This window comes from Cupriavidus sp. F041 (genome assembly GCF_057814235.1).
The window spans coordinates 2,444,316-2,470,649 of record NZ_JBVASY010000001.1 but is presented as its reverse complement, the minus strand read 5'-3'; the positions used below and the strand labels follow the sequence as shown (position 1 = coordinate 2,470,649).

At 63.5% G+C, this 26,334-nt stretch carries 23 protein-coding genes and 2 pseudogenes; 14 read left to right on the top strand and 11 right to left on the bottom strand.

Annotated elements, in window-relative coordinates; all coding sequences use genetic code 11:
- Positions 1-154 precede the first annotated feature (154 nt).
- The 4 genes from ACZY0R_RS11305 to ACZY0R_RS11290 all read right to left on the bottom strand — a co-directional run bounded on the left by ACZY0R_RS11305 (position 155) and on the right by ACZY0R_RS11290 (position 3,822).
- On the bottom strand, positions 155-769 hold the full coding sequence (locus tag ACZY0R_RS11305; protein WP_488858435.1) for a VOC family protein: 615 nt from the start codon (positions 767-769) through the stop codon (positions 155-157).
- Positions 770-1,179: 410 nt separating this feature from the next.
- On the bottom strand, positions 1,180-1,497 hold the full coding sequence (locus ACZY0R_RS11300; RefSeq protein WP_488858434.1) for a hypothetical protein: 318 nt from the start codon (positions 1,495-1,497) through the stop codon (positions 1,180-1,182).
- Positions 1,498-1,603: 106 nt separating this feature from the next.
- Complete coding sequence (locus ACZY0R_RS11295) at positions 1,604-3,181, bottom strand: aldehyde dehydrogenase (NADP(+)) (protein WP_488858433.1); 1,578 nt, start codon at positions 3,179-3,181, stop codon at positions 1,604-1,606.
- Positions 3,178-3,822, bottom strand: a complete 645-nt coding sequence (locus tag ACZY0R_RS11290; RefSeq protein WP_488858432.1) for a cysteine hydrolase family protein — start codon at positions 3,820-3,822, stop codon at positions 3,178-3,180. Before ACZY0R_RS11290 ends, ACZY0R_RS11295 begins: the two co-directional genes overlap by 4 nt.
- Before the next feature lie 266 nt (positions 3,823-4,088).
- On the opposite strand from ACZY0R_RS11290, the gene ACZY0R_RS11285 reads away from it, so the two are divergent.
- Positions 4,089-4,586, top strand: a complete 498-nt coding sequence (locus ACZY0R_RS11285; protein ID WP_488858431.1) for a winged helix-turn-helix transcriptional regulator — start codon at positions 4,089-4,091, stop codon at positions 4,584-4,586.
- A 68-nt stretch (positions 4,587-4,654) separates the two neighbouring features.
- Here the strand turns inward: ACZY0R_RS11285 and ACZY0R_RS11280 are convergent, their stop codons facing one another.
- The gene (locus ACZY0R_RS11280; RefSeq protein WP_488858430.1) at positions 4,655-5,986 is read right to left on the bottom strand and encodes an aminotransferase-like domain-containing protein; all 1,332 of its coding nucleotides are present in this window, start codon (positions 5,984-5,986) and stop codon (positions 4,655-4,657) included.
- A gap of 91 nt (positions 5,987-6,077) precedes the next feature.
- Here ACZY0R_RS11280 and ACZY0R_RS11275 point away from each other — a divergent pair, with 91 nt between their 5' ends.
- The 5 genes and pseudogenes from ACZY0R_RS11275 to ACZY0R_RS11255 all read left to right on the top strand — a co-directional run bounded on the left by ACZY0R_RS11275 (position 6,078) and on the right by ACZY0R_RS11255 (position 10,042).
- On the top strand, positions 6,078-6,674 hold the full coding sequence (locus ACZY0R_RS11275) for a DJ-1/PfpI family protein (protein ID WP_428179043.1): 597 nt from the start codon (positions 6,078-6,080) through the stop codon (positions 6,672-6,674).
- Positions 6,675-6,752: 78 nt separating this feature from the next.
- Positions 6,753-6,845, top strand: a complete 93-nt coding sequence (locus tag ACZY0R_RS11270) for a MerR family DNA-binding transcriptional regulator (RefSeq protein WP_488859641.1) — start codon at positions 6,753-6,755, stop codon at positions 6,843-6,845.
- A 57-nt stretch (positions 6,846-6,902) separates the two neighbouring features.
- Positions 6,903-8,089: pseudogene (locus tag ACZY0R_RS11265) on the top strand (IS3 family transposase); the annotation flags it as partial.
- 119 nt (positions 8,090-8,208) lie between these two features.
- Positions 8,209-8,748, top strand: a pseudogene (locus tag ACZY0R_RS11260) (IS607 family transposase); the annotation flags it as partial.
- Complete coding sequence (locus tag ACZY0R_RS11255; RefSeq protein WP_488858429.1) at positions 8,726-10,042, top strand: RNA-guided endonuclease InsQ/TnpB family protein; 1,317 nt, start codon at positions 8,726-8,728, stop codon at positions 10,040-10,042. The pseudogene ACZY0R_RS11260 and the gene ACZY0R_RS11255, both read left to right, overlap by 23 nt.
- Positions 10,043-10,317: 275 nt before the next feature.
- Here ACZY0R_RS11255 and gdhA read toward each other — a convergent pair whose 3' ends face one another.
- On the bottom strand, positions 10,318-11,661 hold the full coding sequence (gene gdhA, locus ACZY0R_RS11250) for an NADP-specific glutamate dehydrogenase (protein ID WP_488858428.1): 1,344 nt from the start codon (positions 11,659-11,661) through the stop codon (positions 10,318-10,320).
- A 367-nt stretch (positions 11,662-12,028) separates the two neighbouring features.
- On the opposite strand from gdhA, the gene ACZY0R_RS11245 reads away from it, so the two are divergent.
- On the top strand, positions 12,029-12,679 hold the full coding sequence (locus ACZY0R_RS11245) for a HugZ family pyridoxamine 5'-phosphate oxidase (protein ID WP_488858427.1): 651 nt from the start codon (positions 12,029-12,031) through the stop codon (positions 12,677-12,679).
- A gap of 10 nt (positions 12,680-12,689) precedes the next feature.
- Here the strand turns inward: ACZY0R_RS11245 and ACZY0R_RS11240 are convergent, their stop codons facing one another.
- The gene (locus ACZY0R_RS11240) at positions 12,690-13,445 is read right to left on the bottom strand and encodes a DeoR/GlpR family DNA-binding transcription regulator (RefSeq protein WP_488858425.1); all 756 of its coding nucleotides are present in this window, start codon (positions 13,443-13,445) and stop codon (positions 12,690-12,692) included.
- A 45-nt stretch (positions 13,446-13,490) separates the two neighbouring features.
- The gene (locus ACZY0R_RS11235; protein ID WP_488858423.1) at positions 13,491-14,138 is read right to left on the bottom strand and encodes an IclR family transcriptional regulator; all 648 of its coding nucleotides are present in this window, start codon (positions 14,136-14,138) and stop codon (positions 13,491-13,493) included.
- 107 nt (positions 14,139-14,245) lie between these two features.
- Here ACZY0R_RS11235 and ACZY0R_RS11230 point away from each other — a divergent pair, with 107 nt between their 5' ends.
- Together ACZY0R_RS11230 and ACZY0R_RS11225 are read left to right on the top strand one after the other, a co-directional pair.
- Positions 14,246-15,220, top strand: a complete 975-nt coding sequence (locus tag ACZY0R_RS11230) for a Bug family tripartite tricarboxylate transporter substrate binding protein (RefSeq protein WP_488858422.1) — start codon at positions 14,246-14,248, stop codon at positions 15,218-15,220.
- Positions 15,221-15,254: 34 nt separating this feature from the next.
- Entirely contained in the window at positions 15,255-16,130 is an 876-nt protein-coding gene (locus ACZY0R_RS11225; RefSeq protein WP_488858420.1) for a TauD/TfdA dioxygenase family protein, read from the top strand.
- 1,037 nt (positions 16,131-17,167) lie between these two features.
- On the opposite strand, the gene phnY is transcribed toward ACZY0R_RS11225, so the two are convergent.
- The 3 genes from phnY to ACZY0R_RS11210 are packed head-to-tail and all read right to left on the bottom strand — an operon-like array spanning position 17,168 to position 20,688.
- The gene (gene phnY, locus ACZY0R_RS11220) at positions 17,168-18,631 is read right to left on the bottom strand and encodes a phosphonoacetaldehyde dehydrogenase (protein WP_488858418.1); all 1,464 of its coding nucleotides are present in this window, start codon (positions 18,629-18,631) and stop codon (positions 17,168-17,170) included.
- A gap of 42 nt (positions 18,632-18,673) precedes the next feature.
- Positions 18,674-19,951, bottom strand: coding sequence for a phosphonoacetate hydrolase (gene phnA, locus ACZY0R_RS11215; protein WP_488858417.1), 1,278 nt, complete (start codon positions 19,949-19,951; stop codon positions 18,674-18,676).
- A 32-nt stretch (positions 19,952-19,983) separates the two neighbouring features.
- Complete coding sequence (locus tag ACZY0R_RS11210; RefSeq protein WP_488858415.1) at positions 19,984-20,688, bottom strand: phosphonate utilization associated transcriptional regulator; 705 nt, start codon at positions 20,686-20,688, stop codon at positions 19,984-19,986.
- On the opposite strand from ACZY0R_RS11210, the gene ACZY0R_RS11205 reads away from it, so the two are divergent.
- From ACZY0R_RS11205 to ACZY0R_RS11185, 5 genes are all read left to right on the top strand, one after another.
- The gene (locus ACZY0R_RS11205) at positions 20,687-20,866 is read left to right on the top strand and encodes a hypothetical protein (protein WP_488858414.1); all 180 of its coding nucleotides are present in this window, start codon (positions 20,687-20,689) and stop codon (positions 20,864-20,866) included. The two genes, ACZY0R_RS11210 and ACZY0R_RS11205, sit on opposite strands and share 2 nt — an antisense overlap.
- 90 nt (positions 20,867-20,956) lie before the next feature.
- Complete coding sequence (locus ACZY0R_RS11200; protein WP_488858412.1) at positions 20,957-21,988, top strand: putative 2-aminoethylphosphonate ABC transporter substrate-binding protein; 1,032 nt, start codon at positions 20,957-20,959, stop codon at positions 21,986-21,988.
- Positions 21,989-22,086: 98 nt separating this feature from the next.
- Complete coding sequence (locus ACZY0R_RS11195; protein WP_488858411.1) at positions 22,087-23,187, top strand: putative 2-aminoethylphosphonate ABC transporter ATP-binding protein; 1,101 nt, start codon at positions 22,087-22,089, stop codon at positions 23,185-23,187.
- Positions 23,184-24,914, top strand: coding sequence for a putative 2-aminoethylphosphonate ABC transporter permease subunit (locus tag ACZY0R_RS11190; protein ID WP_488858410.1), 1,731 nt, complete (start codon positions 23,184-23,186; stop codon positions 24,912-24,914). The genes ACZY0R_RS11195 and ACZY0R_RS11190 overlap by 4 nt, the downstream gene beginning before the upstream one ends.
- 89 nt (positions 24,915-25,003) lie before the next feature.
- The gene (locus tag ACZY0R_RS11185; protein ID WP_488858409.1) at positions 25,004-26,137 is read left to right on the top strand and encodes a 2-aminoethylphosphonate--pyruvate transaminase; all 1,134 of its coding nucleotides are present in this window, start codon (positions 25,004-25,006) and stop codon (positions 26,135-26,137) included.
- Positions 26,138-26,334 lie beyond the last annotated feature (197 nt).

Here is a 26,334-nt window from a genome sequence, read left to right as displayed (position 1 = left end):
CAGCCAGTGGTGGATGTGGACCACGCGCTGCATCACCGTATAGGGCGCATGGACAGCGAAAGGACGGCCTCGGCGTCCACACCCTGCGGCGTGGCGCCCGCGAGCTTGCGACCGGACGAGCCGCCTCTGGTGACGATCACGTCGCGGGCGCTGCTTACTCCGGCAACACCTCGCCAGACTGTTCCCGCACGATGTACTCCGCATACCAGGCCGGCCAGTTCTCATCGTGCTTGCCGCCGTTGCGCTTCTCGTGCTCGCCATGTGCAGCCGCCGCACGCTGGAGCGCGGCCGCGAGTTCAGCCGACGAGGTGAATGTCGTGTCCGCATTCACGCGCCCGGGCAATCGCGCGGTGACCTCCTGCAACAGCCAGCTGTTGCCGTCCGGGTCGCTGAACGTGGCGTACGAGGAGTAGGTCTGCCGCTGCGGATGCGGGCCACTCTGCGGGGGTTCCCCGACTGTACGGTGGAACACTTCGCTCACGTCGACACCGCGACCGACGAGCTCGGCGCGCGCGGCCCCGATGTCGGACACGACGAGATAGAGTCCCCGTGCCGAGCCCGGCACTGCCGACGTGATTCCCGTGCCGAAGTGGATCGAACACGACGAGCCTGGAGGCGTGAACTGCAGGACCCGAAACGCGTCGCCCTTGGTGAAGTCCGCGTCGAGCTTCCAGCCCAAGCCGCCGTAAAACCGCTTGGCGCGATCCACGTCCGAAACTTGGATGACGACAACTTCGAGCTTCATATCGTTCGTGGCAATAGTCTTCACAATAGAACTCCTTCAGAGGGATGGGATTGGCTGGATCCGGCCAACGTCCTCGTGGTCGGCCGCGATGCTTCGCGTCCATTGCGGATGCCTCCTGGAAGTGAGCATCGGGCTGAGCCTTAGGAAACTCCATGACGTTCGGATGCTCCAATCCGGGCCGGGACGTCATGGCTATGGGTGTGAAATGCGCTCCGTGATCGTTCAGCGATGTGTGTGGGTGCCGTCGTAGTATGGGCTGCGCGGTTCCTGCACTGTGCGCGCACCGTCGGCGTACGGATCGCTTGCATCGGTTATCGAACGGGCACCCTCCGTGAACGGGTCACGTGCGCCCGCGTGGGACGGGCTGGCGGCCTGCGCACCGGCAGCAGCAACCAGGGCGACGGCGAATTAAAACCGCTTGGCAATGTTGGTAGTCATGATCGAATTCCTTGAAAGTCAGAGTTTGATATGGTCGGGCCAAAAGCGGCATACGGCTTCAGTGCAATTACCTTTGGGGGTTGAAGGTACCCAGATTTCACCAAAGGTAAGGTGGAGAACTTGACCGAGAGGGTCTCTGCATCTTCGCTCTCAGCAACGATGCATGCGCCACCATCACCCCGCAGCCAGATCTGCCTGACGACGCTATCGACATAGAGGTGCCGGATGACCTCGGACTCGGCTTCGCGCTCTTGGCGTGTGGGCGTCTGTTGGGGAGTGGGGACGGCGAGGGAAACCAGGACAAGAAACTGCATGGGAGATATCCTATGAGCAAATCGTTGCTGCGTACGATGATTTCGTGGCCCGCGCCGTTGCGGCGCGTGCAGACTACTGGCGCTGTCCGCGCAGACTGCAACCCGATCAGGCTTTCGACAATTCGCCATCCGTCAGGCGCCATATGCCGCGCGGATTGTCATGCTTGAGCGCTTCCGGCAATAGCTCGTCAGGGAACCCCTGATAGCACACGGGCCGAAGGAACCGCTCGATCGAACTCATGCCGACCGAGGTGAAGCGGCCATCTGACGTTGCGGGAAAGGGTCCCCCGTGGATCGACGCGTATGACACTTCTTGCGGATGCGCAAACGCATTGATGACGATTCGTCCCGTGCGACGCTCGAGAACGGGCAGGAGGCGCGCAGCCAATGCATGATCGGCGCGGTCGATCTGCATCGTCGCCGAGAGTTGGCCGCGAAACTGCCTGGCGATGGCAATCATTTGCTCAACGTCTTTCACGCGCACCAGTAGCGCCGCAGGGCCAAACACTTCTTCCGACAATGACGGCTCGTCGAGCATGCGCGAACCGTCGATTTCAAAGAGAAACGACTGTCCGTCCCATGGGCCCAGCGGTTCGCCGCCCGCTGCAATGCGTTCTGCACCGGCGCCGAGCTGCCGGTCCACATTCTTGCGATACGCCGTGGAGATACCTGGCGTCAGCATTGTGCGGGACTGCATCGCTTCGACGCGGGCGATCATCGCCTGCTTCAGTTCGCTGTAGCCGATGCCATCGATGGCGAGCAGGATCGCGGGCTTCAGGCAGGCCTGACCCACCGTAACCAGCATACGTTCGGTGAAGCCGTCGCCGATTTCCCTGCCACGCGCGAAAAGCGCGGCTGGAAGGACGAATGTCGGATTGACGCTTGTCATTTCAGTGAAGACCGGGATCGGGTCCGGGCGCAGCTGTGCGCGCCGGAACAGTGCCATGCCGCCGCCTTCCGATCCTGTAAAGGTCACACCCTTGATGAGCGGATGATCTACCAGCGCCTCGCCAATGGCATTGCCGCCACCACGGACCAGGGAAAACACGCCTTCGTGCAGACCCGAGTCTTTCACGGCTTGGCGGATCGCACGGCCCATCAGTTCCGATGTACCAGGATGGCCGTTGTGTGCCTTCAGGATGACGGGGCACCCAGCGGCCAGTGCCGACGCGGTGTCGCCGCCGGCGACCGAATACGAGATCGGGAAATTGCTTGCCCCAAAGATCGCGATCGGACCCAGCGCTATCTTCTGCATACGGTGATCCATCCGCGGGCGAGGTTGACGCGCCGGTTGAGCGGGATCGATCGTCGCCTGGCGAAAGCGTCCTTGACGCACGACGGTAGCGAATTGGCGAAGCTGGGTCGCAGATTTCGCGGCTTCGCCTTCGAGCTGGGCGACGGGCAAGCCGGTTTCCAGCGATGCGCGCTGGGCCAGTTCCGGCGTAATGGCGTCGAGCCCATCGGCAATACGTTCCAGGAACGCGGCACGTACTTCCAGGCTTGTGTTGTTGTAGCTGTCGAATGCGTCGTCGGCGAGCCGAGCGGCACGATCAACTTCTGCCATGTCGCCAAATGCGAAGGAGGGTTCGATCTCGAGATTCGTCGCGGGGTTCAGGGCCTTCATACTGCCCGCGGTTGCGCCCACTTCCTGGGCGCCGATAAGGAGATTGCCATTGAGCGTCATGCTTGCCCTCCTTGAGACGTGACGGGGAGCGCAGCAATCAGCTCGGCAGTTGTCAGGATTTCATGCGCGAAAGTCGGGCCGTTCAGATGGTGCGCGGCATGCATCATTTCCTTGGTGAAAGCGGCCGTTGCATCGCGCACGAGCGTGACGTGATAGCCAAGTTCCATAGCAAAGCGAGACGTCGATTCGATGCAGGTATTCGCCAGCAGGCCGACGACAATGACATGCGTAATGCCTTGCTGTTTCAATTGAAAGTCGAGATCGGTGTTGGCAAAGCCGCTTTGGGCCCAGTGTTCCTGGATGATGATGTCGCCGTCCTGAGGTACGAAGTCGGGATGCCATTCGCCTCCCCACGTCCCCTTTGCGAAGGTGTGACGCTTCTGCACCAGACGTTGAGTTGGATTCGGATGATCCCAGTTGTCGTAGTCGCCGGGTTGCCAGCGGCGATGCGGCACGTAGAAGACCTGGATGCCGGCTTTGCGTACTGCCGCCACCGAATCGCGCAGGTTGTCGAGCAGTCGGACTTCGTTGGCGACGTCCTTGACCATCGGGAACAGCTTGCCGCCATCCGAGAGGAAATCGTTGTACGGGTCCACCAGCAACAGGCCGTTTCGCTCCGTGCGATACACAGGATTAGCCATTTCGGTTCTCCATTCAAAGGATAGGTGCGATCGAAGTCGCTTTTCGCAGTGGCGCCGGGCTGCTTGAGTGGGTATGCGTGACGCCTCACACATCGGTACGACGAAGTATAACTATGAAAATCATAGTGTCAAGAAAAACAGGGAAGTCTGGCTGATCTGCTCGCGAGCGGCAGGTTGGCCACGACCGCGTGCAGCTCGATCTGAAAGGAATGTGACATCGCGTCCTGTGCTACTATGAAATTAATAGTAACCGTGGGAGATCAGTCGTGGCACTTGTGACGGAGAAGGCAGATACGGTGTGTCCGGTGGCGCGCTCGCTGGATATCGTCGGCGACCGGTGGACAGTCCTGGTGCTCCGCGAGTTGTACATGGGTGAAACGCGTTTCGAAGGGATACAGATCCAGACGAATGCGACGCCTCAGATGCTCGCTACGCGTTTGAAGGCGCTCGAGACGGATGGCATGGTTGAGCGTCAACCGTACAACGAGAGGCCGCTGCGTTATGAGTATCGTCTGACCAAAAAGGGGTGGGCTTTCTATCCCGTCGTCTACGCATTGCGGGCGTGGGGAGAAACGTGGTGTAAGGACGACAACGAAGAAGTCGCCATGCACTTTGTGCATCGTAAGTGCGGCCACGATGTGGGTCTCGCCAGTGTGTGTCCGCAATGTGGGAACGAGGTGCAGCGAGAGGACTTGGATGCATCACTTGGCAGCCAATTTGCGACGGAGCGCGCAGAACGACGCGCTGTTTTCAAGAGGAAATAGGGCGATACGGATCAGCCATCAGAAAGCTCTGCGACCGCCCTGCCGGATTGCGCCGCCGCATCCGTGGGTCAATAGGCTTGATCGGCAACAACACGGGCCACCGTTTCCAGGGACTGCTTTAACGTGGACAGGCTGACGGAGCCGAGTGCCAACCGGATGGCATGAGGCACATGCGCTGCCGTCGCGAACGGATGGGCTGTCGACACGGAAATATGCTCGCGCATCAACGCCATCGCGATCGCGTCTGCCCGGACCTCCTGTGGCAAAGGAAGCCAGACGAAGTATGACGCGGGATGGCTGATCCTTTTCAGCCCGCCCAGGACTTCAGTGGCAAGGCCCTGGCGCAGCGTGGCATCCCGCCGTTTGTCGGCTTCAAGCCTGGCCACGGTGCCGTCCTCGATCCAGCCGCAGGCGATAGCCGTCATGGTTGCCGGGGTGTTCCAGGTCGTGGCCCGGATGGCCCGTTCGAGCCTGGGAACCCATTCGCGCGGGGCACAGACGAAGCCGACGCGCAGCCCGGTGGCGACACTCTTCGACAAGCTCGACACATAGACCGTCGTCTCCGGGGCAAGCGATGCCAAAGGAGGTGGGGCGCTTTCCGCCAGGAACGCGTAGGCCGCGTCCTCGATGAGCATCAGTCCATGTTGGCGAGCCATGGCGACCAGTTCCCGACGTCGCTTTGTGCTCATCACCCAGCCGAGCGGATTATGGAGCGTCGGCATCGCGTACACGGCGCGTACTCGCCGTCGCCTGCACAGCGCCGCCAATGCGTCCAGATCCGGGCCGTGTCCAGCGGCGGGAATCGGGGCGAGTTCCAGCCGACTGGCCTCGGCGGCGAGCTTGAATCCCGGGTACGTCAGCGCGTCCACGGCCACCACGTCGCCGGGCTCGAGCAGGGCCATGGCGGTTGTCGTCAGCCCGTGCTGCGCACCGCTCACGAGCAATACAGTTTCGGCCGATGCCGCCAGCCCCCGGCTGGCCAGGTGGCGCGCCACGGTCGCCCGCTCGTGCTCGCGCCCGCCGTGGGGCTGGTATCGAAGCAGGGCCTCCAGATCGCCTGCGGCTGCAAGCTGGCGCAGCGCTGCCCGGAGAAGGTCTGCCTGATCCGGCAACGAGGGATAGTTGAAGGTCAGGTCCACCGTGTCAGCGCTCCAGGCATGCAGATCAATGCCTTGTCCGCGAGGGAGCGCCTCCTTGACGAACGTGCCGCGACCGGTCTCCCCACTCACCAACCCCATCGCTTGCAGCTCCGCGTAGACGCGCGTGGCCGTGACCAGTGCCAGTCCTTCGCGAGCCGCGAGCTCACGGTGCGTTGGCAGTCGCGTCCCGGGACGCAGCCGCCGCGCACGGATATCCGCCGCGAGACGGTCGACCAGTTGTTTGTAGCGGGGCTGAGGCATGCCTGAACGTATCCATGACAATTATTTGAATGTATTGATTATCGGTTCTACGATGGCGCAATACAACGTCTCCACTCGCACGAGGCCCCCCATGCACATCGCCATCCTGACCTTTGAAGGTTTCAACGAACTCGACTCGCTGATCGCGCTCGGCATCCTCAACCGGGTCAAGCAGCCGGGCTGGCGGGTGTCGATCGCCAGTCCGGCGGACAAGGTGCGTTCGATGAACGGTGTGGTGATGGAGGCGCAAGCGTCGCTAAAGGACGCATGCGACGCGGACGCCGTGCTGGTGGGTAGTGGGATACGGACCCGTGACGTCGTCGCTGATGCCGCGTTGATGTCGCAACTGAGGTTCGACCCGACGCGCCAGTTGCTGGGCGCGCAGTGCTCGGGCACGCTCATGCTTGCCAAGCTGGGCCTGCTGGACGACGTCCCGGCCTGCACGGACCTGACCACCAAGCCGTGGGTCGAGGAGGCAGGTGTGGCTGTGCTCAATCAGCCATTCGTGGCCAAGGGAAACGTCGCGACCGCCGGCGGGTGCCTGTCGTCGCAGTATCTGGCGGCCTGGTTCATCGCACGCCTGGAAGGCGTCGAGGCGGCACGTAGCGCGATTCACTATGTGGCGCCAGTGGGGGAAAAGGAGGCCTACGTGACGCGCGCGATGGCGAACATTTTGCCATTCCTCTAATGCGCACGGAGATAGCCTCAAATCTTTCATGATGTGCTCTACCGTGTATTATCGTGTCCATGGAAAACACGTTAAGCACTGGTAAGTGCTGCCACGATTCTTGGCGTTACCGTCAAGACCCTGCAGCGCTGGGAGCGCGAGGGAAGGCTCATTCCTAAAGTGGACCCATGATTTGAGGCAGTGATCAGGCGGTAGTTTAAGCTGTCGTCCTTGACGGGGTGATGGCGAATGAGTGAAGGCAAGAAACGCAAGGTGCACACGGCGGAATTCAAGGCCAAGGTTGGTCTGGAGGCGGTGCGCGGGGTGAAGACGATCAGCGAGATTGCGCAGACATACGGCGTGCATCCGGTGTTGGTTGGGCAGTGGAAGAAAGAAATTCTTGAGCGGGCCGGCGCCCTGTTCGAAGCCAGGCGCGGCCCGAAGCCGGCCGAGGACAAGAGCGGCGAGGATCGCCTGTACGGCGAGATCGGGCGGCTGAAGATGGAGGTGGACTGGCTCAAAAAAAAGTTGGGGGAATGAGCCGGGAAGCCCGGATGGGATGGATCGATGGCGCGGAGGAATTGCCCTTGAGCCGGCAGTGCGACCTGGCGGAAGTGTCGCGCGCAACGGTGTATCGGCGGCTGGGCAAGAGCACGCGGGAAGAGCGCGACGAGGATCTGCGGCTGTGCCGGCTGATCGACGAGGAATATACGAACCGGCCGTTCTACGGCAGCCGGCGCATGGTGGTGTTCCTGCGCGGCCAGGGCTGCGTGGTGAACCGCAAGCGTGTGCAGCGCCTGATGCGCGAGATGGGGTTGGCGGGCATGGCGCCAGGGCCGGCGACGAGCGCCAAGCATCCGAAGCACAAGGTCTACCCCTACCTGCTGCGCGGCGTGGCGGTGACGCGGCCGAACCACGTGTGGTCGACCGATGTGACCTACATCCGGCTGGCGCGCGGCTTTGCCTACCTGGTGGCGATCATCGATTGGTACAGCCGGAAGGTGCTGTCCTGGCGCCTGAGCAACAGCATGGACGCGTCGTTCTGCGTGGACTGCCTGGAGGATGCGCTGCGCGAGTATGGAAGGCCGCAGATGTTCAACAGCGACCAGGGCTCCCAGTTCACGAGCCACGTCTTCACGCGCGTGCTCAAGCGCGAGGGCATCGCCATCAGCATGGACGGTCGCGGCCGGGCGCTGGACAACATCTTCGTCGAACGGCTGTGGCGCAACGTGAAGCACGAGGATGTGTACCTGAAGGGGTACGCCAACATGGCGGAGCTGATGATCGGGCTGGCGCAGTACTTCTCGTTTTACAACGAGGAACGACCGCACCAGTCGCTGGGCTACAAAACGCCGGATGCCGTCTATGCCAGCGGCGAGGGCGGTGGGGCAATGATTGTCGATAAGTTCGGCGGTGCGCGGGGAGAATCCCCTGCTCCGCTACGCTGCGCAGGGGATTCTCCCCGCGCACAACCAGGGCAGCGCTGTTCCGCTGCATGTGAAGAAATGGATGCAGCTTAAATTCGGTTGAAAGCTGTCTTGACTGAGGGGTCCACTTTATTCCCGCGGCTCGCAGCGATAGCAACAGGCGGTTGTACACCGAATCGCAGTTGCGTGAGTTTCTTGGCTTGCAGCGTAGTGGTGGTCAGGCGCCGACGCGATTGGTCGCCTATTGCGAGTGTCCAGCGCAGCGCAAAGGCCAGACCTAGCCAATCAGCGGCGAGTGCTTGAGGAATTCGTTGTGGCCAAAGGCCTGGCGAACGTTGATTTCATCGAGGAAATTGGGGGTGGCCTCAATTTTCAGCGGAAGCGATTTCTGGCGCTGATGGACGAGATCGGTCGGCGAGAAGTGAGAACGCTTTGTGATTGCCCACCGCGATCGGCTAACCCGATTTGGGTACGAGTGGTTCGAGCACTATGCGAGGAGGAACGGCTGTGAGATCCTTGTACTAAATCAGGAGCGACTGTCGCCAGAGCAAGAGATGGTGCAGGACCTGATGACCATTGTTCACTGCTTTTCGTCCCGGCTATATGGTCTGAGGAACTACAAGAAGAAACTTCAGGAAGCCCTGGATGCTGATCGCCCATCGCATTGAACTGAGTCCGAGTCCTGACCAAGAGAGCTATTTCCGCCGAGCCTGCGGAACGGCCCGGTTCGTCTGGAACTGGGCACTCGCAGAATGGAATCGGCAGTACGCAGCAGGTCAGCGGCCCAATGCACTGGCCATGAAGAAGCGGTTCAATGCACTGAAGTACAGCGAGTTCCCGTGGATGAAAGAGGTGCATCGCGACGCCCATGCACAGCCGTTCTCAAACCTGGCGAGGGCATGGAGTCGTTTTTTTGATGATCTGAAGAAGGATGGTGCCGAGGCCAACAAGCCTGTGTTCAAGAAGAAGGGGAAGTCCCGCGATTCCTTTTACGTGGCCAATGACAAGCTGACGCTTGGTGAGCGCAGCGTTCGCTTGCCCCTCATTGGCCGCGTTGCCATGAAGGAATCGATGCGCTTTGGTGGCACAGTGAAAGGCGCCTCGGTTTCGCGGGACGGAACACGCTGGTTTCTGGCGGTTCAGATCGAACTCGATGTCTGCTGGCTGACCAAGGTGGATCGTCGGCCGGTCGTCGGCGTCGACCTTAACGTGAATGAAATCGTCTGCTCGAACGGCAAGCGATATGAGGCACCGCGCCCGCTCAAGAAGGCTCAGCGCCGACTGGCAAAACTGCAGCGTTCGGTATCGCGTAAGGTTGAGGCGCAAAAGAAGGCCATGGGTCTGTCGCAAAAGGATCGCGTCCCGAAGGGGACGCGCATCGTTGCTTCGAAGAATCGCGAGAAGGCATCGCGAAGGCTCTCTGATCAACATCGAAAGATCAGGTGTATTCGCAATGACTTTACGCACAAGATGACCACGGAGATCAGCCGCGAAAACCAAACGGTTGTGATGGAAGGGTTGAGCGTTAAAGGGATGACAGCGAGTGCGAAGGGCACGGCAGAGAGGCCGGGCAAGCGTGTCCGGCAGAAATCCGGCTTAAACCGGGCCATCCTGGATGTGTCGTTTGGCGAGATTCGTCGCCAAATCCGCTATAAGAGCGCTTGGTATGGGACAACGTTGATCGAAGCGGACCGCTTCTTCCCGAGCTCAAAGCGCTGCTCTAGCTGCGGTGAACTTAACGGGGCCCTGACGTTGAGCGATCGGACATGGAAGTGCCAGCATTGCGGCACGACACATGATCGGGACTTCAACGCAAGTCAAAACCTTGAGCAGGTTGTTTTACTACCCGAGGCTATCGGGAAAGTTACGTCTGTCAGAGACGATCACCGCCAACAAGGGGGATCGGGGCAGAAACTGGAAGACCCGCGAGGGTCGGATGCGTTCACATTTGTGCACGTTTAGGATAGCAGTCTCGACTTGGGAGGACCCGCCCCGCCCTGGCCGACTTGTTATCGACGATCGCTGGTTTCTCGAAACGGTGCTTTGGCCGCGCGGGCAATCCATCGCGCGACTTCCCTGCGGAGTCTGGCCACAGGTATGCGCCTTGCGCCAAGCTGGCAGCGTGACGCTGCCCATCCCGCGATTCGGCGATACACCCAAAAAAAGCGGGATGGCACCACCGCCCATCCCGCTTCGCTTACCACCAGGCTCCCCGGCTTACCCGCAGAAGCCCGCGTTCAAACCACCCCCTGCGCCAGCATCGCGTCCGCCACCTTCACAAACCCGGCGACGTTGGCCCCTTCCACGTAATTGATATACCCGTCCGCCTTCTGCCCGTAGTGGATGCAGTTGCCGTGGATGTCTTTCATGATGGCGTGAAGTTTCTCATCGATCTCCGCATGGTGCCACGACAGGCGCATGGCGTTCTGCGACATTTCCAGGCCCGAGGTGGCGACGCCGCCGGCGTTGCTGGCCTTGCCCGGCGCGTAGAGGATGCGCGCGGCGAGGAAGCGGTCGACGGCGTCCAGCGTGGAGGGCATGTTGGCGCCTTCGGCCACGCAGAACACGCCGTTGGCGAGCAGGCGTTCGGCATCGTTGCCGTCCAGCTCGTTTTGTGTGGCGCAGGGCAGCGCCACGTCGGCCGGTACGTGCCAGGGTGTACGGCCGGCTTCGAAGTGCAGGTCTTGCTGTGCGGCGAAGTCGGCCAGGCGGCCGCGCGATTCGTTCTTGAAGGCCATCAGCGCGGCGAGTTGCTCGCTGTTCATGCCCTTGGGGTAGTGCAGCACGCCGCCGGAGTCCGATACCGTGAGTACCTTGGCGCCGAGTTCGATGGCTTTCTCGGCGGCGTACTGGGCCACATTGCCCGAGCCGGAGAGCAGCACGCGCAGGCCGTTGAAGCCGCGCCCCTTGCGATGGAGCATTTCCTGCGCGAAATACACCGTGCCGTAGCCGGTGGCTTCGGGCCGCATCAGGCTGCCGCCGAAGGCCATGCCCTTGCCCGTGAAGACGCTGGCGGAGCTGTTGGACAGTTTCTTCATCATGCCGGCCATGAAGCCCACCTCGCGCGCGCCCACGCCGATATCGCCGGCGGGCACGTCGGTGTCCGGGCCAAGGTGGCGGTATAGCTCAGTCATCAGGGCCTGGCAGAAGCGCATGACTTCGCCGTCGGACTTGCCCTTGGGGTCGAAGTCGGAGCCGCCCTTGCCGCCGCCCATGGGTAGCGTGGTCAGCGCGTTCTTGAAGGTCTGCTCGAAGCCGAGGAACTTGAGCACCGAGAGGTTCACCGTGGGGTGCAGGCGCATGCCGCCCTTGTAGGGGCCGATGGCGGAGCTGTGCTGCACGCGGAAGCCGCGGTTGACCTGCACCTGGCCGCGGTCGTCGGTCCATGCCACGCGGAACTGGATCACGCGCTCGGGTTCCACCAGCCGCTCCAGCAGCGCTTGCTCGCCGTAGCGCGGATGCTGCTCGACGAAGGGCCACAGCGTCATCATGACTTCCTTCACGGCCTGGAGGAATTCGGGCTGATCAGGGTCGCGCCGGGCAACGCCGGCCAGGAATGTTTCAAGGGAAGCGGATGTCACAAGTGTCTCTTCGATTCGATGTGCTGGTGCTTGGCAGGAGACGGCCGCCGCGGATACTTGTCCGGCGGGCGTGCCGAGGGATGCCACGGTGCGCCCGGAACGGCTCGGGCGCGCAAACGCGGCAAAGCCCGGCAGCAGCCGCTGCCGGAGCATGTCAATACATTCAGGATTGGGGCTGGATGTATCGCCAGGGGCGAAGCTTAGCATTGGCGCGGCCACGCACGACAGTCAAAACACCTTTGATGATGAGACATATAAAGGCTGTTTGCATGTATTTTTGTGCGATCAACGGCCACATGGAGTGGATCGCAACGGGAAGCCGCGCGCCGTACAATCGGCGGATTGCTCCCGGACGAGGCTCAAGCGCGTGGAAATTCCCATCGATCAGGCGGTCAGTCTTATCCACGAGGCGGCCTACGGCACCCTGGCCACCAACGCGGCCGCCCTGCCCGGCTACCCCTATGCCACGGTCGTGCCATTCGTGGCCGACCACGCCAACGCGCCCGTTATCTGCGTCAGCGCGCTGGCCGAGCACACCCGGAATCTGCTGGCCGATCCGCGAGTGAGCCTGTCCGTGCTGCAGCCAGGCGCCACGGACGTGCAGAACGCGCGCCGGCTGACGCTGGCAGGCGATGCGGCCCGCTTCGAGCCGGGGCCAGCCGAGCTGGCGCGATACCTGCGCTATGAACCGGCCGCGGAGCCCCTGCTGGCTCTGGATTTCCACTTCTTCCGCATCAGCCCGAAAACCATCCGGTTTATCGGCGGCATCGCGCGGATGGGCTGGATCGGGGAGGATGCATGGCGGGCATTGCCGCAGGTGCCGCCGGACACCGAGGCCGGACTCGTGCAAGCGATGTCCCTGGCCGCCCCGGCCGGCGTTCGCGTGCTGGGCGTGGATTGCCACGGCATCGACTATGAAATTGCCGGGCTGCGCAAGCGCCGGGGCTTTCCCGCCGCGCCCATGCCGGTTGAGGCAATGGAACAGGCAGTCCTCGGGCTTGTGGCCGGCCTCGGCTAAGCGCGCCCGCTCAGGCGATCCGCAGCACCGGCCCGCGTTCCTTCAGCGCCGCCGCCAGTTCAGGTTCCGGCGCCATATCGGAGATCAGGTAGGCGGCCTTCTCGAAATGCTTGACCAGCACGCCGGCGTTGCGGCCGAACTTGGTGTGATCGGCCACCACGCAGGCCACGCTGGCGGCCAGCAGCATGCGGCTGCGCAGCTCGGCGGCTGAGCGCGAGAAATCGCTCATCTGGCCATCGGCGGTGATGCCGCCGGTGCCGATAAAGGCGAAGTCGGCGTGGTAGCGCGACAGCTGTTCGATGGTGTCCCAGCCGTGGGTAGCGTCCTCGTTATCCTGCAGTTCCCCGCCAAGCACCACCACACGATTGCCGTTGCGCCGCCCGAGCAGCATGGCGATGGAGATGTCGTTGGTGTAGACCAGCAGGTTATGGTGGCCGTGCAGGGCCTGGGCCACGGTGTGGGTGGTGGTGCCGTAGTCGAGGATCAGCGAGGCGCCGTCGGGCACCAGCTCCGCCGCGCGCATGCCGATGGCGCGCTTGCCTTCGGCATTGACCGCGGCGCGGGTCTGGGTGTCGGGCTCGGCCCGCTCGGGTGTGAGCGCGCCGCCGTGAGTGAGGATCAGCAGGCCGCGCGCCGCCAGCGCATTGAGGTCGCGGCGGACGGTCTCGCGCGAGACATCGAGTTCGCTCACCAGTTCGCTGATCGCCAGCGCGCCGCTGGCGGCGAGCTGGTCGAGAATGAATTTTTGCCGCTGCTCAGCCAGCACGTGGACTCCGCTGCATAGGAAAAACAAAGGTGGATTCTAACCCCGTCATACCGGGGCCAGCCCGATCAGCCGGCTGATATTGGCCGCGGCCTGCTGCAACGCGGGCACGATTTCGGCGGGGATGCGCTCTGGCGTGGCTTCGCCCGCCGAGGTGGAAATGCCCAGCGACAATGTCCGCGAGCCCGCCGCCGGCAGGGGCACCGCAACCGATACCTGGTTGCTCTCCGGGTACGCCAGCACGCTCCACTCGCCGGGCGGCAAGGGCAAGGCCGTCGCCAGTGCGCTGGCCGCCGGCAGCACGCTGCCCACCCGCAGGTTCATGACCACCAGCCGGCGCCGCTCGGCCGGCGCCATCGCCCGGCCGATGATGATCACGCCCTCCGGATTGGCCTCGCCAAGGTTGGCCGTGCCGGAGTAGGCGTCGGCCAGTTTCTGCAGCCCTTCCTGCACGGCGTCGGTGACGCCCAGGCTTTCCAGCGCGGCAAAGCCGATCTCGAAGATACGCGTGGTGAGACGCCAGCGATTGCCTTCCCGCGCCACATACGCGTCCTCTTCCAGCGTCAGCAAGAACCGCAGCACGGTGGGGTGCGGCAGGTCCACCGCGCGCGACAGCTCCGCCAGCGTTGGCCGGCCGTTGTGGCGGAACGCTTGCAGGATCGCTAGACACCGCTGGATCGATCTATTATTCTTCATCCGATATTTCGTTCACCTAGAGTACATATCGTTCATTAGGTGAACATACTAAAGCAGAAAGAAGGCGGCGGCAAGCACCGCGCCTCACCTCTTGCACAGGAGACAAGATGAAGACCATCGCCCCCGCACTTGCTTCCATCCTCGCCCTGGCGCTGCTGGCCCCGGCCGCGCAGGCCGCCGATGCCTGGCCCGCCAAGCCGATCAAATGGGTCGTGCCCTATCCGCCCGGCGGCTCGACCGACATGCTCGCGCGCATCGTCGGCCAGAAGCTGGGAGAGCGGCTCGGCCAGCCGGTGGTGGTGGAAAACAAGGCGGGTGCCGGCGGCAACGTGGGAACCGACTACGTGGCCAAGCAGCCGGCCGATGGCTACACCATCGTGATGGGCAATATCGGCCCCATCGCCATCAACCCTTCGCTGTATCCGGACCTGCCCTACAACCCGCTCAAGGACCTGGCCCCGGTGACCATGCTGATGGCGGTGCCTAATCTGCTGGTGGTCAATCCGGCGCTGCCGGTGCATTCGGTGCGCGACCTGATCGACTACGGCAAGCGGCAGCCAGCCCCGCTGAGCTACGCGACGCCGGGCGCCGGCACCTCGCTGCACCTGGCGGGCGAGCTCTTCGCCACCACCTCGGGCGTGAAGATGACCCACATCCCCTACAAGGGCAGCGCGCCGGGGCTGAACGACACCATGGCCGGGCATGTGCCGGTGATGTTCGACAACATGCCCTCCGCGCTGCCGCTGGTGAAGGCGGGCAAGCTGCGCGCGCTGGCCATCACCAGCGCCCAACGCTCCGCGCAGCTGCCCGATGTGCCCACCATGGCGGAAGCCGGCCTGCAGGGCTACGAAATCGCCGGATGGTTCGGCGTGCTGGTGCCGGCGGCCACGCCCAAGGCCATCGTCGCCCGGCTCGACACCGAGCTGGAGGCCGTGCTGAAGATGCCCGACGTGCGCAAGAAGCTCGACGAGATGGGCGGCATCGTCTCCGGCGCCGGGCCGCAGGCTTTCGGCCGCTATATCGAAGCGGAATCGCGCAAGTGGAGCACGCTGGTGCGCGGCGCGAATATCACGGTCCAGTAAGGCCAGACACCGTCCACCACCAAGGAGACAAGCCATGTCGCAATACCGCCTTATCGATATCCACCCCATTGCCGGCGCGCTCGGCGCGGAAATCCGCGGCATCGACCTTGCCCGGCCGCTGTCCGACGAGACCTTCGCCGAGATCCGCTCGGCGCTGCACGACAACCTGGTGATCTTCTTTCGCGACCAGGAACTGACGCCCGAGCAGCACAAGGCGTTCAGCGCGCGCTTTGGCGATCTGCTGGAAGTGCCGTTCATCCGCGCGCTGCAAGGGCATCCCGAGATCCTGCCGGTGATGAAGGGCAGGACCGAGCAGACCAAACGCAATTTTGGCGGGCTGTGGCACACCGACATGAGCTATGCGGAAACCCCACCGCTGGGGTCCGCGCTGTACGCCCGCGTGATTCCGCCCTATGGTGGCGACACCATGTGGACCAATATGTATCGCGCCTACGATGCGCTGTCGGACGGCATGAAGGAGGTTCTGGACAAGCTGCGTGCCGTGCATAGTCCGGTGCGTTCATACGGCGCCGGCGGCGCGGTCGTCAACAATGGCGATCCCGCGCACAAGATGGATGTACGCACCGACGAGCGCGCCAGCAGCGAGGTCTCGCATCCGGTGGTGCGCATCCACCCCGCCACCGGGAAGAAGGCGCTCTATGTCAATAGCACCTATACGCTGCGTTTCGAAGGCATGACCGAGGAGGAGAGCGCGCCGTTGCTGCAGTTCCTGTATAGCCATGCGGTGCGGCCGGAGTTTACTTGCCGGTTCCGGTGGACGCGGGGGGCGTTGGCGGTGTGGGATAACCGGTGTACGCAGCATCTGGCGATGAATGACTATGATGGGTTCGATCGGGAGTTGCATCGGACTACGATTGCTGGGGATCGGGTTTTGGCGGTGGGGGGATGAGGATTGGTTGGCTTTTGGGGATTTTTTTGGGGGTTGTCGCTACTTTTTGGGGCGGTGTTGGTTTTTGCACCCAAAGGAATACGACATCCCCCTGCGGGGGACGCCGGTCACTTTTCTTTGCGTCGTCGGCAAAGAAAACTAACGAAAAGAAAGCCGACCCTGCCGGGAGCAGAACAATCAGGCTATTTGGCGACAGTGATTCCGTCGTGCGGGCAGTGGCTTCGGCTGGCATGTCCTACCGACTTCAACGGCAATACCGCTGCGCGCCACACGGGTTTCGTGGTGCGGCCCCTGATTGCACGCCCCAGCGCCCATTCGGCCATCTGCCGTTCGCGGTGCAATGGGCCACGGCATTTCATACCTTGCTGGTTTCGTGGTTTTGTCTCTGACGGCGAATACCCTGCCATTCGACACCCTGCCGTACCGGCGCTGGCCGTGACTGAATACAACCGTCTTCGTTTCGTGGTGGGCACCGTGGCCCGGTCAGCAAACTCGGAAGAGTCTGGCGATGGTGTTGTGCGGTTCGCTACCACTCCATGAGCGAGGCCTCAGGTGACGGAGCACGGGCCACCGCGCCCACCACGAAACCCATCATTGCGAAGTTACGCGGCGCCCACCCCCGCGAACGACAGGGACCGAACAATCACCGCGCTTGCCGTCAGAGACAAAACCACGAAACCAGTAAGTCTCGAATAATCGTGGCCCTTTGCACCGCGAACGGCAGATGGCCGAATGGGCGCTGGGGGGTGCAATCAGGGGCCGCACCACGAAACCACTGCGTAATGCCATTACGCTGCCCTTCGAGCCGGTAAGGCACGCCAGCCAACACCTTGGGCCGCACGACGCAACCACCAACACGCAATACCCTGATTGCTCTGCCCCCGGCAGGGTCGGCTTTCTTTTCGTTAGTTTTCCTTAGTTTTCTTTGCCGAGGCGCCGAAGCAAAGAAAAGTCGGCGTCCCCCCGCAGGGGGGATGTCGTACGCTTTGGGGTGCAAAAACCAACACCGCCCCAAAAAGTAGCGACAACCCCAACCCCTACCCCCAAGGCATCGTAATCGACTTCAAATTAGTAAAACTCTTGATCGCCTCCTGCACACCTTCCTTATAGCCAAGCCCCGAATCCTTGATCCCCCCAAACGGCGTCAGTTCGATACGATAACCAGGCACCTCCCACAGGTTGACCGTACCCACCTGCAACTCATCGGCAAAGCGGGCAAAGTCGTCCATCCGGTTGGTGCATACACCCGAGGACAATCCAAACGCGGTACCGTTGGAAATACGGATGGCGTCATCGATATCCCGGAAGGTAATAATGGGCGAGACGGGCCCAAAGGTTTCCTCGCGCACGACCGTCATGGCCGGATCGACACGATCGATCACGGTAGGCGAGTATCGCGCGCCGTCGCGATGGTTACCCAGCACCAGCCGCGCCCCCTGCGCCACCGCCTCCTTCACGCGGGACTCAAACAGCGCGGCGGCCTCGGCGTCGATCACGGTGCCCATATCCACGGTGCGATCCATCGGGTCGCCATATTTCCAGGCACGGGTCTTTTCCACCACCAGCTCGGTGAAGCGGTCGGCCACAGCCTGGTGCACCAGCATGCGCTTGACTGCAGTGCACCGTTGCCCGGAATTCTTGTACGAGCCCTGCACCGCCAGGTCGGCGGCGCGCTCCAGGTCTGCGTCGTCCATCACGATCAGCGGGTCGTTGCCGCCCAGCTCCAGCACCACGCGCTTGTAGCCGGCCTTGCTGGCGATGTACTTGCCGATGCCGACGCCTCCGGTGAAGGTGACCAGGTCCACCGAGGGATGGGTGATCAGCTCGTCGGCGATTTCGCGCGGGTCGCCCGTCACCACCTGCAGCATCTGCGGCGGCAGGCCGGCTTCATACAGGATGTCGGCCAGGTAGCAGGCCGAAAGCGGCACCTTTTCCGACGGCTTGAGCACCATGCGGTTGTTGGTGGCGATGGACGGCGCCACCTTGTGCGCGACCTGGTTCATCGGATGGTTGAACGGCGTGATGGCGCAGATCACGCCAAGGAACGGCGAGCGCTGGGTCATCACGCGGCGCTTCTTGCCGTGCGGGGTCAGGTCGCAGGAGAACAACTGGCCGTCGTCGCGCAGGGTTTCGTTGGCGGCAAAGCCGAGCACGTCGGCCACCCGGCCGATCTCGTAGAGCGAGTCCTTCTTGCACAACCCGGATTCGAGCGTGATCAGGTCCGACGCTTCCTCCACCCGCTCGCGCAGCAGTGCGGCGGCGCGGTTGAGGATGGCGGCGCGTTCGAAACGGGTCAGCGTGGAGCGGTAGGCGCGCGCCACGGCAAAGGCATGCCGCACGTCTTCCACGCTGGCCATCGGCACGGTGCCGACCAGCGAGCCGTCGTAGGGGTTGCAGACTTCGATCACGCGCTCGCGCGTGATTTTCTTGCCGTCGATGCGCAGCGCTTCGGCGCGGAAATGCGGGCTGACCTGGCCGGCGGAAAACTGGGGGGCATTCATGTCGGTTCTCGCGTCAAGGATTCGGGCGAAATGGGGCTGCGCTCAGTGCAGGTGATTGAGCGCGACGTCGAAGATGTCGAAGTTGCGTAGCTGCGCCTTGCCGGGAATGCCCGCCGTGGCGCGGTTGAACACCAGCGGCACGGTCTGCTCCGACACGCCGCCATGCGAGCGCAGCGGCGCGTCCAGGCCGGACAGGTCGTGCCGGCTCTGGCTGGTGCCCAGTACCACATGCTTGCCGCTGACGATCACGAGATCGCCCACACGGTCCGGCGGCAGCTCGAAGCGCGCGCAGGCCTCGGCGTTATCGAGCACGCATTCGATGCCCGGCAGCGCCGCCAGCCGTTCCTTGAGCGCGGCGCGGTCGGCATCCTCCGGCAGATAGACAGTGGCAAACGAGCCGAGCGCGCCGTGGTGCACCACGTAGGGATCGGTGATCGGCAGGATCACGCGCGCGCCGCCCGCCTCTACGCCGCGGCCCAGCCACGCATCGAGCTGGTCCTGCAGGTAGATCACGTTGGGGGCCTTGGTGGCGTCGTCGTGCTTGGCGTTCATGCCGTGGTCGGCGGTCAGCGCCACCACGCAGCCGAGCGCGTCGAGCTGCGCCAGGTATTTGTCCATCATGGCGTAGAAGGCGTTGGCGCCGTCCGAGCCAGGGGCGAACTTGTGCTGGATGTAGTCGGTAGTGGACAGGTACATCAGGTCCGGCCGCCGCGTTTCCATCAGCCGCACGCCTGCCGCAAAGACAAACTCGGACAACTCCGCGCTGTACACGTCCGGCACCGGCATGCCGACCAGCTCCAGCACGTTGTCGATGCCGTTCTCCTCCACCGTGGCCTGGTCGGCCTTCTCCGAGGAAAAGCAGATGCCGCGCATGCCGTAGCCGAGCAGGCGGCGCAGCTTGTCCTTGGCGGTCACCACCGCCACGCTGGCGCCGGCATCGGCAAAGGCGGCCAGGATGGTGCCGGCGCGCAGGTACTTGGGGTCGTTCATCATGACTTCCTCGCCGCGCCCGCCGTTGGCGCTGCGATCGAAGAAGTAGTTGCCGCAGATACCGTGCACCGCCGGCGGCGCCCCGCACACGATGGAGAGGTTGTTGGGGTTGGTGAAGGTGGGCACCACGCACGCCCCGCGGAAGCTGGCGCCTTCGGCCAGCAGGCGTTTCAGGTAGGGCGCGCTGCCGCTGGCCGCCGCCGCTTCCAGGTAATCGAATTCACAACCGTCCACGCAGACCACCACCACGGGCTGTTTCATCCATTGGTAGGTGCGCTGATTGACAGTGATGCTCGGTGCGGCGACGCTGGAAAGATTCGGGTTCGACATATCGGGGGTTCCTGTGCGGGAGAGGAAAGGCTTCAGGGCGTATGGGTAGCGGCGCCGCCATCCACGGCGGCATGCATGCGGGCGCGGCCACGTTCCACGTGCTCGCGCATCAGCCTGCCGGCCAGCTCCACGTCGCGCCCGGCAATGGCGGACACGATCTCGCGGTGCTCGCGCGTCGAGGTGGGAATGGCGTTGCTGTCCGCGGACAGCGCCTCGCGCCGGTACAGGGTGAGTTCCTTGACCAGGCGCCGATAGGTATCCACCAGCTTGCGGTTGCCGGCGAGCTCCACCATGCGGTCGTGCAGGGCGAGGTTGAGGCGGGAGTATTCGTCGAGATCGCGCGCGGTGCTGGCCGCGCCCATGGCCTCGATCAGCGCGCGCAGCTCGCGCACGCCTTCGGCCGTGATGTTGGCGGCGAGCAGGCGGCCCACGTATTCGTCCAGCACCGCGCGCAGCGCATAGATTTCGTCGGCTTCTTCCAGGGAGATGGCGCGCACGAACACGCCGCGGTTTTTCTCGGTGCGCAGCAGGCCGGCCTGCTCCAGCGCCCGGAAGGCTTCGCGCAGCGGGCCGCGCGACACATTGAACTCGCCTGCGAGTTCGATTTCATTGAGCCTGGCGCCGGGTAGCAGACCGCCGGACACGATGCGCATTTCAAGCTCGCGCTGCACCAGGGTGGTCAGCGACTGGCTCTGCAGGATCGCAATATCGCTCGACTGAGCGGCTGGCCGTGACATGAAGACTCCTGATTCGGGACCATCGAAATTCCTGGTTGTCATTAAAGCAAGCAGTTTGTATATTGTCAACAAACTAGCTATCGGTGAAGAGCACGAAGCGCCGCTCAGCATCCCGGAAAGTCCGGGCACACGTCTTACAAGCGTTGTAAAACAAGAGTTTAACGGTGATATGTGGTGATGCGCTGGTGGTGCAACATGCCCCAAAGCACTGCAACAAATTCACCAAATTGACATACAACACCACCTAGAATGCCACAAGGAGCCCAACATGAAAGCGACGTTCAAGTTCGTTCCGCACCTGGCCGCCGGCGCCCTCGCCCTGTGTTGCGCCAGTGCCGCGATGGCGCAGAAGACCACCCTCACCGTCTATACGGCGTGGGAGATCGAAACGCTGAAGCCCTACGCCGAGGGCTTCGCCAAGGTCGCCCCGGACATCGAACTGAAGTACGTGCGGGATTCCACCGGCGTGATCACCGCCAAGGCGCTCGCGGAAAAAGCCAATCCGCAGGCCGACGTGATCGCCGGGCTGGCTGCATCCAGCCTGGAACTGCTTAAACAGGAAAACATGCTGACGCCTTATTCGCCAAAGGGCTTCGACCGTCTCACCCGCGACTACAGCGACAAGGCCACGCCGCCTAACTGGGTCGGCCTGGACGTATGGGGTGCCACCATCTGCTTCAACACCGTGGAGGCCAAGAAGCGCAACCTGCCCAAGCCCGAAACGTGGCGCGACCTGACCAAGCCCGTCTACAAGGGCATGATCGTGATGCCCAACCCGGCGTCGTCCGGCACAGGCTTTCTCGACGTGACCGCATGGCTGCAACTGTTCGGCGAGCAGGAAGGCTGGAAGTACATGGACGCGCTGCACGAGAACATCGCCCAGTACACGCACTCCGGTTCCAAGCCGTGCAAGCAGGCTGGCGCCGGCGAGTTCCCGATCGGCATCTCGTTCGAGCTGCGCGCGCACAAGACCAGGGCCTCGGGCGCGCCCATCGACATGATCTTCCCGACCGAGGGGCTGGGTTACGACATCGAGGCCGCCGGCATCGTCAAGGGCACCAAAAAGCTGGAAGCCGCGCAGCGTTACCTGGACTGGCTGGCCAGCAAGGAAGCCAATGAACTGTTCGCCCGCGACTGGGCCATCGTGGCCTATCCCGGCATCGCCAAGAAGGTGGAGAGCATCCCGGTGAACTACGAAAAGATGCTGGTCAAGAACGACTTCAGCTATATCGCCAAGAACCGCGAGCGCGTGCTCAACGAATGGCAGAAGCGCTATAGCGGCAAGTCGGAGAAGCAATAAGGCAAACAATATGGCCGCCAGCGCGCAAGGGCATGACGCCATGCCCTTGCGCGGCAGCGAGCCAAGCCAGTCCTCACCCCCACAAGAGGCGACACGCCATGCAAAACATGACCGCCAGGCACGATAGCTACCTCAGCCTGCAAGGCATCCAGAAGCGCTTCGGCGGCTTTACCGCCCTGCAACATATCGACCTGGAGGTACGCCAGGGCGAACTGCTGTGTTTCCTCGGGCCCTCCGGCTGCGGCAAGACCACCTTGCTGCGCATCATCGCCGGGCTGGAATCGCAAAGCGCCGGCACCATCATCCAGGCCGGCCGCGACATCTCCACCCTGCCGCCGATGGAACGCGACTACGGCATCGTGTTCCAGTCCTACGCGCTGTTCCCCAATCTCACCGTGGCGGACAACGTGGCCTATGGCTTGGTCAACCGCCGCATGCCGCGCGCGCGGCGGCTGGAGCGCGTGGCGGAACTGCTGACCATGGTCGGCCTGCCCGAGCGCGGCGGGCAGTACCCGGCCCAGCTCTCCGGCGGGCAGCAGCAGCGCGTTGCCATCGCCCGCGCGCTGGCTACCTCGCCCGGCCTGCTGCTGCTGGACGAGCCGCTCTCCGCGCTGGACGCACGCGTGCGCGGGCGGCTGCGCGGCGAGATCCGCGCGCTGCAGCAGCGGCTGAACATCACCACCATCCTGGTCACGCACGACCAGGAAGAAGCACTGTCGATGGCCGACCGCATCGCGGTGATGAACCAGGGCGCCATCGAGCAGATCGGCACGCCCGCGCAGATCTACCAGCGCCCTTCCACGCCGTTCGCAGCCGATTTTGTCGGCCGCACCAATATGCTGGCGGCGCGCGTGGGCGGCGACGGCGAACTACACCTTGGCGGCACGCGCATGCGCTGCGCGACGCCGCCCGGTTGTTGCACGGATGAATCCGTGCAGGTGTTCTTCCGGCCAGAGGATGTCTGCGTGCGCGGCATCGAGCAGCACGGCGGCAATGTGCTGGACGCCACCGTCGACAAGATCGAGTTCCTGGGCGCGTTTTCCCGCCTCACGCTCAGGTTGCCGGACACGGGCGGCGACCGCGCCACGCTCTACGCCGATCTCTCGCTGAACGACCTGCACGACTTGCGCCCCAGCGCCGGCGATTTGCTGCGCCTGGCCATTCCCGCCGACCGCATCCGCATCTTCCGCCAAGCATGAGCCTCAGCCTATCCACCGCCCCGGTGGCTGAAGCCACCCCCGCCGCCACCCGCGTGCGCGCGCACTGGACCGACCGCCTGGCGCTTGCCCTGCTGGGCGTGGCCGCGCTGGCCCTGCTGTGCTTCGTGCTGGCGCCCATCGTGATGATCCTGGCCAAGAGCGTGCAGAACCGCGACGGCAGTCTCGCCGGCCTTGCGCACTTCCGCGCCTACCTGGAGTCTCCCGCGCTGCTGCGCTCGGTGTGGAACAGCGTGTGGGTATCGGCGCTGGCCACCGCGCTGACCGTGCCGCTGGCTTTCACCTTCGCCTATGCGCTCACGCGCAGCCGCATCGCCGGCAAGGGCATGCTGCGCAACCTGGCGATGATCCCCCTGCTGGCGCCTTCGTTGCTGGCGGCGATCTCCTTTATCTTCTGGTTCGGCAACCAGGGCCTGCTCAAGCCCTACATGGGCGAGACGCAGATCTACGGCCCGCTGGGCATCGTCGCGTCGATGGTGTTCGCCACCTTCCCGCATGCGCTGATGATCCTGATCACCGCGCTGTCGCTGACGGACGCGCGCCTGTACGAAGCCGCCGATGCGCTCGGCACCTCCACGCTGCGCAAGTTCCTCACCATCACGGTGCCCGGCGCGCGCTACGGGCTGGTCAGCGCGGCCATGGTGGTGTTCACCTATGCGATCTCCGACTTCGGCATTCCCAAGGTGATCGGCGGCAACTTCCATATGCTGGCCACCGATATCTACAAGCTGGTGATCGGCATGCAGGATTTCTCGCAGGGGGCGGTGGTATCGCTGATGCTGCTGGTGCCAGTGGCCGTCACTTATTACATCGACGCGCGCGTGCAGCGCCGCCAGATGGCGCTGATGACCGCCCGCTCCGTGCCGTACGTGCCGCGCCGCAGCCGCCGCTTCGATCTTTCCATGGCCGCGTTCTGCTGGATCATGGCAGCGCTGATGGTGGCGGTGATGGGCATGGCGATCTACGCATCGTTCGTCAAGCTGTGGCCCTATAACTTCTCGCTCTCGCTCGATCACTACCGGGTTGGCCTGGTGGAAGGCGGCGTGGTGGACTCGTACTTCAACAGCCTGCGCATGGCGATTGCCTGCGCGCTGCTGGGACCCGTCTTCATCTTCAGCACAGCCTACCTGCTGGAGAAGACGCGCGGACTGGACTGGCTGCGCGGCTTCGTGCGGCTGATGGCGGTGCTGCCGATGGGCGTGCCGGGGCTGGTGCTCGGGCTGGGCTACATCTTCTTCTTCGTGCCGGCGGCCAACCCGCTCAACGTCATGTACCAGACGCTGGGCATCCTGGTGCTGGTGACCATCGTGCACTACTACGCCTCCTGCCACCTGACCGCGGTGACCGCGCTCAAGCAGCTCGACAGCGAGTTCGAAGCCGTTTCCGCCTCGCTCAAGGTGCCCTTCTACGCCACCTTCCTCAAGGTCACGGTGCCGGCCTGCCTGCCCGCCATCCTGGAGATCTCGCGCTACCTGTTCATCAACGCCATGACCACCGTATCGGCGGTTGTCTTCCTGTATGGCGCGGATACCAAGCTGGCCTCGGTGGAGATCGTCAACCTCGACGAGAGCGGCGACATCGGTCCCGCCGCCGCCATGGCCACGCTGGTGGTGCTGACTTCCGCCTTCGCCTGCCTGCTGTACTACCTGCTGCAGCGCGTGCTCGATGCAAAGACGCAGGCCTGGCGGCAATCCGGCCGCAACGACTGATCGCAACCCAACGGCATTCCGTGCCCACGAGGCACGCAAGCCATCACTCCAACGATCCCAATCCCTGAATCCATCCCTGGAGCACAACCATGATCCGCGGCAACGACCCCATCCTGCTGACCCCCGGCCCCCTAACCACCTCGCTCGCCACCAAGCAAGCCATGCTGCGCGACTGGGGATCCTGGGACATCAGCTTCAACGCTATCACCCGCAGCCTGTGCAACGACCTCATCGCCATCGTGCACGGACAGGGCAGCCACGTCTGCGTGCCCATGCAGGGCAGCGGCACCTTCTCGGTGGAAGCCGCCATCGCCAACGTCGTGCCGCGCGACGGCAAGGTGCTGGTACCGCAGAACGGCGCCTATTGCCAGCGCATCCTCAAGATCTGCAAAGTACTGGGCCGCGCCAGCGTGGAACTGCCGATCCCCGAAGACCAGCCAGCGGCCGCCGCGCTGATCGAAGCCGCGCTCGCCCGCGATCCGTCGATCACCCATGTGGCGCAGGTCCATTGCGAAACCGGCGCCGGCGTGCTCAACCCCCTGCCCGAGATCGCCGCGCTATGCGCGCGCCTGGGCAAGGGCCTGATCGTGGATGCCATGAGCTCCTTCGGCGCGCTGGAAATCGACGCGCGCACCATGCCGTTCGACGCGCTGGTGGCGGCCACGGGCAAGTGCATCGAAGGCGTACCGGGCATGGGCTTCGTACTGGTGAAGAAGACCGTGCTGGAAGCCAGCCAGGGCAACAGCCATTCGCTGGCGCTGGACCTGTACGACCAGTACACCTACATGCAGAAGACCACCCAGTGGCGCTTCACGCCGCCCACGCACGTAGTAGCGGCCTTCCGTGCCGCGCTCGACCAGTTCCTGGAAGAAGGCGGGCAGCGGGTACGCGGTGCGCGTTATCGCGCCAATTATGAAACGCTGGTAAGCGGCATGGCGGAACTGGGCTTCCGCCCCTTCCTCTCGCCCGCCGTGCAGGCGCCGATCATCGTAACGTTCCATGCACCGTCCGATGCGCGCTATGACTTCAAGACCTTCTACGCCAAGGTACGCGAACGCGGCTACATTCTCTACCCCGGCAAGCTGACACAAGTCGAGACATTCCGCGTTGGCTGCATCGGCGCCATCGACGCCAACGAGATGCGCAACGTGGTGAGCGCAATCGGCGAAGCGCTCCGGGAAATGGGCATCGAAATGAAGGCACCGCTGGCGCGGGCGGCTTGAGGCACTTGCACCGCCGTCGCCCAGGCGAATGCCGGCCCTCTCCCCCGTCCCCTCTCCCGCAAGCGGGAGAGGGGAGAAAACCAGTGGATGGCAAGCGGCGGCTCGCCGGCAGAAGCAGGTACCGGACGCTAGCCATAACGCTTGATATCCGAGGGCATCAAACGACGGCGGCGCCACCAGATCAACGATTCGGTGTA